Origin of the sequence: Pseudomonas sp. S3E12 (assembly GCF_001702295.1) — a bacterium.
Classification (GTDB): domain Bacteria; phylum Pseudomonadota; class Gammaproteobacteria; order Pseudomonadales; family Pseudomonadaceae; genus Aquipseudomonas; species Aquipseudomonas marginalis.
The window spans coordinates 34,790-44,034 of sequence record NZ_MBDT01000018.1 but is presented as its reverse complement, the minus strand read 5'-3'; the positions used below and the strand labels follow the sequence as shown (position 1 = coordinate 44,034).

General features: G+C 60.3%; 13 protein-coding genes. 7 read left to right on the top strand and 6 right to left on the bottom strand.

What is annotated here, in order from left to right; translation table 11 throughout:
- Positions 1-57: 57 nt before the first annotated feature.
- Positions 58-678, top strand: a complete 621-nt coding sequence (gene cysC, locus BB029_RS15040; protein ID WP_065939793.1) for an adenylyl-sulfate kinase — start codon at positions 58-60, stop codon at positions 676-678.
- Between the two features lie 22 nt (positions 679-700).
- Here the strand turns inward: cysC and BB029_RS15035 are convergent, their stop codons facing one another.
- Entirely contained in the window at positions 701-1,582 is an 882-nt protein-coding gene (locus tag BB029_RS15035) for an EamA family transporter (RefSeq protein ID WP_065939792.1), read from the bottom strand.
- Between the two features lie 103 nt (positions 1,583-1,685).
- Here BB029_RS15035 and BB029_RS15030 point away from each other — a divergent pair, with 103 nt between their 5' ends.
- From BB029_RS15030 to BB029_RS15020, 3 genes are all read left to right on the top strand, one after another.
- Complete coding sequence (locus tag BB029_RS15030) at positions 1,686-2,468, top strand: helix-turn-helix domain-containing protein (RefSeq protein ID WP_065939791.1); 783 nt, start codon at positions 1,686-1,688, stop codon at positions 2,466-2,468.
- Positions 2,469-2,561: 93 nt separating this feature from the next.
- Complete coding sequence (locus tag BB029_RS15025) at positions 2,562-4,115, top strand: DUF726 domain-containing protein (protein ID WP_065939790.1); 1,554 nt, start codon at positions 2,562-2,564, stop codon at positions 4,113-4,115.
- 41 nt (positions 4,116-4,156) lie between these two features.
- Entirely contained in the window at positions 4,157-5,476 is a 1,320-nt protein-coding gene (locus tag BB029_RS15020) for an Nramp family divalent metal transporter (RefSeq protein WP_065939789.1), read from the top strand.
- A 21-nt stretch (positions 5,477-5,497) separates the two neighbouring features.
- Here BB029_RS15020 and BB029_RS15015 read toward each other — a convergent pair whose 3' ends face one another.
- The 3 genes from BB029_RS15015 to BB029_RS15005 all read right to left on the bottom strand — a co-directional run bounded on the left by BB029_RS15015 (position 5,498) and on the right by BB029_RS15005 (position 7,280).
- A complete protein-coding gene (locus BB029_RS15015; protein ID WP_065939788.1) occupies positions 5,498-5,875 on the bottom strand; it encodes a type II toxin-antitoxin system VapC family toxin in 378 nt (125 codons plus the stop codon).
- Positions 5,872-6,231, bottom strand: coding sequence for a type II toxin-antitoxin system Phd/YefM family antitoxin (locus BB029_RS15010; RefSeq protein WP_174557002.1), 360 nt, complete (start codon positions 6,229-6,231; stop codon positions 5,872-5,874). Before BB029_RS15010 ends, BB029_RS15015 begins: the two co-directional genes overlap by 4 nt.
- Positions 6,232-6,347: 116 nt before the next feature.
- The gene (locus BB029_RS15005) at positions 6,348-7,280 is read right to left on the bottom strand and encodes a LysR family transcriptional regulator (RefSeq protein ID WP_065939868.1); all 933 of its coding nucleotides are present in this window, start codon (positions 7,278-7,280) and stop codon (positions 6,348-6,350) included.
- Positions 7,281-7,398: 118 nt separating this feature from the next.
- Between BB029_RS15005 and BB029_RS15000 the strand changes: the two genes are divergently transcribed.
- The 3 genes from BB029_RS15000 to BB029_RS32205 all read left to right on the top strand — a co-directional run bounded on the left by BB029_RS15000 (position 7,399) and on the right by BB029_RS32205 (position 8,603).
- Positions 7,399-7,887, top strand: a complete 489-nt coding sequence (locus tag BB029_RS15000) for a DMT family transporter (RefSeq protein ID WP_065939787.1) — start codon at positions 7,399-7,401, stop codon at positions 7,885-7,887.
- Positions 7,888-7,891: 4 nt separating this feature from the next.
- A complete protein-coding gene (locus BB029_RS14995) occupies positions 7,892-8,344 on the top strand; it encodes a DMT family transporter (RefSeq protein ID WP_027607512.1) in 453 nt (150 codons plus the stop codon).
- An 88-nt stretch (positions 8,345-8,432) separates the two neighbouring features.
- Positions 8,433-8,603, top strand: coding sequence for a metallothionein (locus BB029_RS32205; protein ID WP_074846300.1), 171 nt, complete (start codon positions 8,433-8,435; stop codon positions 8,601-8,603).
- A gap of 44 nt (positions 8,604-8,647) precedes the next feature.
- On the opposite strand, the gene BB029_RS14990 is transcribed toward BB029_RS32205, so the two are convergent.
- A complete protein-coding gene (locus BB029_RS14990) occupies positions 8,648-8,911 on the bottom strand; it encodes a hypothetical protein (protein ID WP_065939786.1) in 264 nt (87 codons plus the stop codon).
- Between the two features lie 16 nt (positions 8,912-8,927).
- A complete protein-coding gene (locus tag BB029_RS14985; protein WP_065939785.1) occupies positions 8,928-9,170 on the bottom strand; it encodes a DUF6555 family protein in 243 nt (80 codons plus the stop codon).
- Positions 9,171-9,245: the final 75 nt, after the last annotated feature.

Sequence of the window (9,245 nt, the reverse complement as noted above, 5' to 3'; positions counted from 1 at the left end):
TGAGTAGAATGCTCCGCACCGTCTAACTCATGCGTTGAGAGATGCTGGATCTAACTTATGAAGTCGCCTTTCAATACCCCTAACTTGACGTCTGTCAGCCACCATGTGACCCAGGCTGAGCGCGCCCATTATATGGGGGCACAAGGTGCTGTACTTTGGTTTACGGGCCTTTCTGCGTCCGGAAAGTCGAGTTTGGCGATGGCCTTGGAAGCGCATCTGTTAAGGTCCGGTTATGCGTGCTACACGCTGGACGGAGACAATGTTCGCAAAGGGCTTAATGCCAACCTCGGATTTTCAGAAGACGATAGAACAGAGAACATCCGCCGGGTCAGTGAGGTAGCCGCACTGTTCGCCGATGCAGGCATGATTTGCATCACGGCATTCATCTCCCCCTATCGTGAAGGACGCGCTCGTGCCCGCGCCGCTGCCAGCAACACGTCTTTCCACGAAATCTATATCGCAGCAGACCTGGCAACGTGTGAGCTGCGTGACCCCAAGGGCTTGTATCGCAAGGCTCGGGCCGGGGAAATTCTCGATTTCACTGGTATAGATGCACCGTACCAGCCGCCCTTGAACCCGGACCTGGTCATTGATACGGCTAACCAGACGTTCGAGCAAAGCCTGAGTCAACTGGTTGAATATGTTGTTGAGCACATCCCAACCAGAACTGATCGCTGAACGGCGACTTTTTGCTCGAAGATTATTTTGGGTTTTTTCCCAGGCTCGGTCTGTAGCCAGGCACTAATCCCACTGCCAAGCCCGCGATGATCACCGCAATGCAGATCAGGTTCGTAGTGGAGAGGTGCTCGCCGGTGATCAGCATTGAACCGGCGATTCCGAATACCGGAATCAGCAATGACAGCGGCGCCACCGTAGACACGGGATACAGCCTGAGCAACGAGTTCCAGCCCCAATAGGCAAAATGTGTGGCCAGGTAGACCTGAAAAAGGATGGACCCGGTGGCCCTCAGGTCGAGACTAGCGGTTAAGTGTTCGAATGGCGCGCCACCGTGCATCCACCAAGCCATGAGGAACAGTGGAATCGGTGGAAACAGGCTGGCCCACACCATGAACGAAAAGATCTCTTTGACGCCCGATTGCTTGATGATGACGTTGCCGATGCTCCAGGCCAGGGCACTGAGCACGATCAGCAGGACACCCAACAGCGCGTGGTCGCCGGTTTGAGTCGAGATAATCCCGAGCAGGCCGGCCAACGCGAGGACCGCGCCGGCTATCTGCGGACCTCGGATTCGCTCATTGAACAACACACAACCCCAGCCCATGGTGAAAAACACGCTGAGTTGAATGATCAATGACGCGATGCCGGGGCTCACACCCCTCTCGATTCCATAGTTGATCACGCCCCACATACCCAGCCCGAAGATAAAGCCGTAGGCGGCCACGTAGCTGAACTTGATGGCGGGCCGCTTGATGAAGAACACCAGCGGCAGGGCGGCGAGGGCAAAGCGAATACCCGTGAGAATAAACGGGTCAACCGTGCGCAGGCCCAATTTGGTGATAGGGAAATTCAACCCCCACACCAGGGTGACGAGCACAGCTAACGCCAGGTGTTTTTTCAGCATGGAGTATTCCCTTGGTCATTACACTTTTCTAAGACAGTGAATGTTAGGGAGTGAGTGATTGGCCCGCTTGCCATGCAGGGCCAAATTTTGACAAAATCGGGCCATGATTCCGACCTTTGATTCCGCCAGTCCAGAAGCCGTGGTAACGCTGCGCGAATACCCCAGCGGTACCGTCTTTGAGCGGCACACCCATTCACGTGGCCAGTTCGCCTATGCCTCCACCGGCGCGCTGAAAATGTTCACCGATCTCGGCAATTGGGTGGTACCGCCGCAGCGGGCGATCTGGGTGCCGGGTGGTGTGCCCCATGAAATGCAGATGCGCGGGGATGTGGTGATGCTCAATACCTATCTGGACGCCGATGCCGCTAAGCGGGCGCGGTTGCAGGAGCGCTGCCAGGTGTTTGAAGTGTCGCCCCTGCTCAGGCATTTACTGGAGGCGGCGCTGGCTATCGACTCCTCGGCATTACCCAGCGTGAGGCATCACTGCGTGCTGACGCTGTTGATTGATGAAATCGCAGCCATGCCCGAGCTGCCCCTCAGCGCGCCATTGCCTGGCGAGCCACGGCTGGCACGAGCCTGTCAGCGTTTCCTGGATGCACCCACGCAAAAAATCACCCTCGACGAGATGGCTCATTGGTCGAACATGAGCCGACGCACCTTCACTCGCCATTTCTACGAGGGCACGGGGATGACGTTCGTGTCCTGGCGCCAGCAGGTGTGCCTGTTGGAGGCCACCGCACGGCTAAGCCAGGGCGCGACCATCACCGATGTTGCGTTCGAATTGGGGTTCAGCAGTTCCAGTGCATTCACCTCCGTGTTCCGGCGCAACCTGGGGGATTCGCCGGCGCGCTACCTGGCCAGAACAAAGGCTGCGTCGCAGTTCTGATCCTTCGCGACCGCCACGCCGGTCAGGATTCGCCGTTCTACGGGCCTCCCTTTGTTATTATCGCCGTCCCTCGTCACCAGGAGTCATCGGCCCATGCAGCACCAGTGGGATGAAATGCACCGCACCCGCAAGCCCACGTTCGTATTGTGCGGCGAGCCTCAGGGCGATGTGCTCAATCTCTATGTTCACGGTTACTCGGCGTTCTTTAACCGGCAACAGCTGGGCAATTTCAAGCAGCAGCTGGCGGGTATCGAGGGTTCGACCAACCTGATGCTGTTCTGGCCGGCGGGGCATTTCCTGGAAAACCTGTTTGCGCCCTTCAAGGAGGTGATCGCCGCGATGCTGGGTGGTGGCAGCATCGGTGCCGCGACCGTAGGCGTGGGCAAGGCGATTGCCTATTTTCTCGACCACTACAAAAGCGTCGAGGCGCGGGTGGACGAAGTGGCCAGGAGCTTGCTGCCGGAGCTGGCCAGCTACCTGCATTGCGAGGCGCTGGAGGTGCGGCGTATCAACCTGATCGGGCATTCCCTGGGGGCGCGGATTCTGGTCAAGAGCCTGCTGGCCAGCCCTGAAACTGCACGGGAACTGCCGTTGGACAACCTGCTGTTGATGGGCGGGGCGATCTGTACGTCCAGCCCTTGGGATGAGGTGTGCGCGCCGCTCAAGGGGCAGGTGATCAATTGCCATTCCAGCAAGGACTGGGCCCTGGCCATGAAGCCGGACACCGAGCGGTGCATCGGCCGGTATGCGATCCCGGTGACGCCGGCGCTCAAGGCCAAGGTTACCAATGTGCACCTGGCCACCTTCGATCACGCCGCTTATTGGCCGCAGTTGCAGACCGTGGTGCAGTACACCGACCTGTTGCATGAGCGGCGCGGCCTGATCCGCGCCGACCAGCGCAGCAGCGAGGTACGCTTTGCCGAAGAGGACACCGACTTGTTGGCGGCCCTGGTGCAGGCGCGGCCGGAGGAGCTGGCGTTCCTGGCCGAATTGATGGCGCAAAAGCGCAGTGCATCGATTGACGCCACGGTACGCGAGCCACTCAAGCTGGCCATCGAGTTGCAGCGCATGGGCGGCGATAGCTTTATGAACCTGGCCCGTGGCCACGGCGTGAGTTATCGCCAGATTGCCGAAGAGGTGGCGCAGCGACTGGGAATCAAGTTTGCCGAGCCCGTTGAAACGGTGGCACTGGCTGGTCTCGAAGCCCAGGTCGCGGAAAAACTGCTCGAGCAGTACAAGGACAAACTCAGCTACGCCGACCGCCAGGTATTCGATGCTGAACTCAAGGCGGCCGCGCAAAAGGAGCAGGGTCTGTTCAGCCGTTTCGATGTCGGCCGAACAGCCACTACGGCGTTGAGCGGCACGGCGCTGGCCGGGTTGACCGGGTTTATCCTGCGTCGTGGTGCGGCCTCCGCGATCCCTGTGGTCGGCCAGGCGTTGGCGGCGGCGATGTTGCTGGTGAGCGGGGTACGGGCGTTTTCCGGCCCGGCGTACTCGATCACCACCCTGGCCGTGCTGGTGATCGGGGTGATTCGCCAGCGCATGGAGCGTGAAGCCTTGAACCAGGAGATGGACCTGGTGGTGCAGGTCGTGGAGGCGTTTGACCTGCCTCGGGAGACGGTGATGCGCACGGTTGCGTCCGACTGATAAGCTGAGCCCCTGTCGAGTGTGTTTGCCTGGGATACCGTGTGAAATTCAGCCTGCCTAAAATCGCTACCGCTCCATTCTGCCCGCCGGAAGTGGCCGGCTCCGTTGCCGTTGACCCCAAGGCGTCGTTCTTCAAACGCATCCTGATGTTCGCCGGGCCCGGCCTGCTGATCTCCATCGGCTACATGGACCCGGGTAACTGGGCCACGGCTATCGAAGCCGGATCGCGCTACGGCTACAGCCTGTTGTTCGTGGTGCTGCTGGCCAGCCTGGCGGGGATGGCGGTGCAGTGCCTGTGCTCGCGCTTGGGTATCGCTACCGGCAAGGACTTGGCGCAACTGTGCCGTGAGCGCTACAGCAAACGCTCCGCACGCACCCAGTGGGTGCTGGCGGAAATCTCCATCATCGCCACCGACCTCGCCGAAGTGCTCGGCTGCGCCCTGGCGTTTCACCTGCTGCTGGGCGTTTCCCTGACCACCGGCATTGTCATCACCGCCTTCGATACGCTGTTGGTGCTGGCCCTGCAGAACCGTGGTTTTCGCCGCCTGGAAGCGATCATGCTGGCGCTGGTGGCGACCATCGGTGTGTGTTTCTTCATTGAGCTGGTGCTGATCAAACCGTATTGGCCGGATGTGCTCAGCGGCTTTACCCCATCACTGTCGGCCATCAGCGATGCCGCGCCGTTGTACCTGGCCATCGGTATTCTCGGCGCCACGGTGATGCCCCATAACCTCTACCTGCACAGCTCGGTCGTGCAAACCCGTCTGATCGGCAAAGACCTCGCCAGCAAACAGGATGCGATCAAGCTGGCCCGGATCGACACCATCGGCTCCCTGGCCCTGGCCCTGCTGGTCAACGCTGCGATCCTGATACTCGCCGCCTCCGCCTTCTACAAGACCGGGCACACTGAGGTGGTGGAGATCCAGGACGCCTACCGCTTGCTCGACCCGTTGGTGGGCGGCGCCTTCGCCAGCATCCTGTTCGGCATCGCCTTGCTGGCGTCCGGGCAAAGCTCGACCTTTACCGGCACCATCGCCGGGCAAGTGATCATGGAGGGGTATCTCAACCTGCGCATTCCCTGCTGGCAACGCCGCCTGATCACCCGTGGGCTGGCGCTGATCCCGGCGTTTCTCGGGGTGTGGCTGATGGGCGACCAGGCCATTGGCAAGCTGCTGATCCTCAGCCAGGTGGTGCTCAGCCTGCAACTGCCGTTTGCCTTGTACCCGTTGATCCGCATGACCGGCGACAAGCAGCTGATGGGGCCGTTCGTCAATCGCCTGCACACCCGGGTGCTGGCGTGGTTTCTGTTTGCGCTGATCAGTGGGGCCAATGCGTGGTTGATCGGGCAGTGGGTGTTCTGAGTTCCAGGCCGTGGGTGCGGGCTATACCAGGATTGCCAAGGATGTGTACTGGGCAATCTGCGTGTCGGCGGTCAATAGCCTCATCGGTTCACTGATGGCTGTCGCTACGATAAGCCGATCAAAAGGGTCTTTGTGATGAGGCTCAAGATCCTTTACGGCAATCGCGTGTTCCGAGGTGATGGGCAGTTCGACGAAACCGCTTTCAAGGCAATATCCCCGGATTTCGTCCAGGTCTGCATCGAGTTTTCCAAGGCCGACCTTGATCGCCATTTCCCAGAAGGTTGCCGCGCTGACGTAAATCTCTACGGCATTCTCGATCAGTCGTCGGGCTTTGCTGGATAGCTTCGGGTCGTCAGTCAGTGCCCAGAGCAGAACATGGGTATCCAGCAGCACTCTCATGGATGGCTGCCCTCAAACGCATCCAGCAGGTCGCCTGGCAGGGGCGCATCAAAGTCCTCGGGGACAACGAGCTTTCCTTTCATCGCGCCAATTCGCTGACCTTTGGATTTCCCCACGGGAACGAGTTGTGCCATCGCACGTCCATGCTTGGCAATGGTGATAATTTTGCCGGCGGCGGCGTCATCCACCAGTTTTGACAGGTTATTCTTTGCTTCGCCCAAGGGTACGGTAATCATGAGGTGCTCCGCGTATTTTGGCCAAATATAGCCAAAACTGGGTGAGCTATCCAAGACGAGCCGACCGCTGGTTGCCGCCGCACGTTCAGCCCGCGACGGCTTTGGGTACATGAAAACCATGGCATCTCTCCAAAAAGACATCGCCAAAGTCTGCCCCAATGCACCCTGTCCAAAATAGAGTGGCCCGTTAAATCAGACCGAGCCTACTTTTACTACTCGGAAAATTCCTCAACCGCTCATCGATCCCAATACGGCACCGTCCCAAAACACTCCACAAAATAATCGATCACCGTGCGCACCTTCAGCGACAGCCTGCGGCTCCCCGGCCATAGCGCCGCGATCTGCTGCGGCTCCAGCGTGGTCGCCACTTCATATTCCGTCAGTACCGCTTGCAGGGTGCCAGCGCGCAGGCCTTCGCCGATCAGCCAGGACGGAAACACCACCAGGCCCAGGCCTTGTTCGGCGGCGTGGGTGAGGGTGTCGGCGTGGTTGCCGGTGATCGGGCCCTTGACGCTGTAGGGCGTCCAGTCGCCCTGGCCTTTGCGGAAGAACCAGCGTTGCTGGCCGGTGATGCCCTTGTAGGCCAGGCACTGGTGATGGAGCAGTTCCTCGGGGTGCTGGGGCGTGCCCTGGCGGGCCAGGTAGGCGGGGCTGGCGGCAAGGCGAAAACGCTGGGGGGCGAAGATGCGCGCCTGCATGCTGGAGTCGTTGAGTACGCCGATACGGAACAGCAGGTCGGTGCCGTCTTGCAGCGGGTCGACGTATGTATCGGTTTGCTGGATGTCCAGTTGCAGCTTCGGGTAGCGCCGGCATAACTCTCCCAGCCACGGTGACAGGTGACGCTGGCCGAACACCATCGGCGCGTTGATGCGCACCAGGCCGCTGGGTTCGCTTTCCTGTTCCTGCAGGGCCTGGCCGGCGGCTTCCAGCTGTTCGAGCATCAAGCGTGCGTGTCGCCCCAGCAGGCGCCCGGCCTCGGTGGGGCTCACCGCGCGGGTGTGGCGGTAGAGCAACTGCTGGCCGAGGGCCTGTTCCATCAGCTGGATCTGCCGGGAGATGGAGGAGGGCGCCAGGCCTTCGCGGCGAGCTACTTCGGAAAAGCTGCCGTGGTCCAGCACCGCGACAAACAGGCGCAGTGCCTTGAAACTCAATTCATTCAAGCCCTGCATCAGGCCTCCAGGTTGTGCGTATTGCGCAAAGGTGTTGTCGGCATGCTCCCATTTATCGCACAGGACGGCCACCGGATAATGCGCGTCATCCAATCCTTTGTTGACGTGCAGGTGATGTATGCAAGCAAGTTCCATCGAGGCTGTGGCGCAAGCCACGCCGAAGAAAAACCTTCTACGGCTGCTGTTGTTGCCGCTGGTGATCCTGGCCGGCATGGGCTTGTCGGTCGAGGCGGGATTGCTCGGGCCGCTGGGCGTGCAAGTGGGACACCTCTGGGCAACCTTGAGCATCTTCGGCGTCGGCTCGGCGATTCTGTTTTTGCTGCTGCTGTTCAGCGGCCCGCAAAAGGGCCCGGCGTTGTCCGAGTTGCCGCGCTGGCAACTGATCGGTGGGTTCCTGGGGCCGATGTATGTAGTGGTGCTGACCCTGGCTACGCCGCACATCGGTATTGCCATGACCATGATCGCGATTTTGTCCGGCCAGGTGGGCAAGAGCGTGCTGATCGACCATTTCGGCTGGTTCGGCACTGCACGCAAACGGGTCAATGGCGAGCGCTGGATAGCCCTGGCGTTGATTGTGGCGGCACTTGTTCTGATTGCACGAGGGTAAGGCGATGAATCTGATTCTGTTATTGGTGCTGGTGATTGCTGCCGGTGCGGTGCTGAGTGTGCAGGCTGCAATCAATGGTCGCCTCGGCCAGGCGGTGGGCGTGTTGCGCAGCAGTCTGCTGACGTTTGCGGTGGGCGCGCTGACCACCGCGCTGCTGATTTTCTTCTTCGAGCCGGCCCAGTCCGTGAGCTTGCTCGACGTACCCAAATGGCAATTGACCGGCGCCCTGTTCGGCGTGGTGTACATGATGGTGATGGTCGGGGCCGTGCCGGTGGTCGGTACTGCGGTGGCAACCGTGGCCGTGATCACCGGGCAATTGGGCATGGGCATGCTGATCGATAACTTCGGGTGGCTGGGCAACCCGGCCGTCGAACTGTCGAGCAGCCGCATCCTGGCGATGGTGTGCCTGGCTCTGGCCCTGGTGTTCATGTACCGCAGCAATACACGCACGGACTGATGGTTTGAACCATCGCCGACGCCTGGCAGTCACTGCTTAAGGTGCCGGCAACCGCCGCACCGGACGACCATGAAGAAGGAGTCTGGCCATGCCTGATCAAACCTGTGCCTGCCCGCATTGCAAGTGTGTGCTGGGCGTCGATGCGGTAATGAAGGACGGTAAGGGCTATTGCTGCCAGGGCTGTGCCGAGCACCATGCCCATGGCGAGCCTTGTGCGGCGGCGACGGGGTGCGAGTGCGCCAAGTCGGCTAAAGGCTGAATACGTTCGCAGGGAGCGTCAATAGCGCGCTCCCTGCGTATCGCTTACTGGGGTTCCAGCTCCAGGCGCAGGCTGTGGTCAGACAAGCGCCGGCTGTCTTTTACCACGCCGCTGGTTCGTCGACCTTCGAAGGCCAGCACCAGGGTCTGCGCATCATGCAAATCGTCCGGCAGCGGCTGGAAGACCTTCAGCACCAGCCAGCCGGGTTTGCGCTGCAAGCTGACCTGGCACTCGACATGCCTGGCCAGCGGCCCGAACAAGGTGTCGCGCGTGTAATCAATGCGCGCCTTGCCGTTGATTGAATCCATGGTTATCTCTCCCTGATCAAGCCTGGGCGCGCACATCCGAGCGGCGCCATTGCACGTTTTTTATGCCGAATTTCTCGGCCTGTTCCTGGCTGGTTTTCTTCACCCGCTCGCGGGCAAACCGGCCGATACGGCCCACGCCGGCGTCACAGCTTGCCCAATGCCAGGCCTCCAAGGTATCGAGCTTTTCCAGACGAATGATGAATGACTTGGCTTCGCCATGAAGGGTGTAGTCGATCACAAACAGTTTTGCGTTATTCATTGGCCCCTCAACCCTGGTGGTGTAAGCAAGTGATCGCCCTCGGCGGTAAAAATTCACTCGGATTGTCGGACGGTG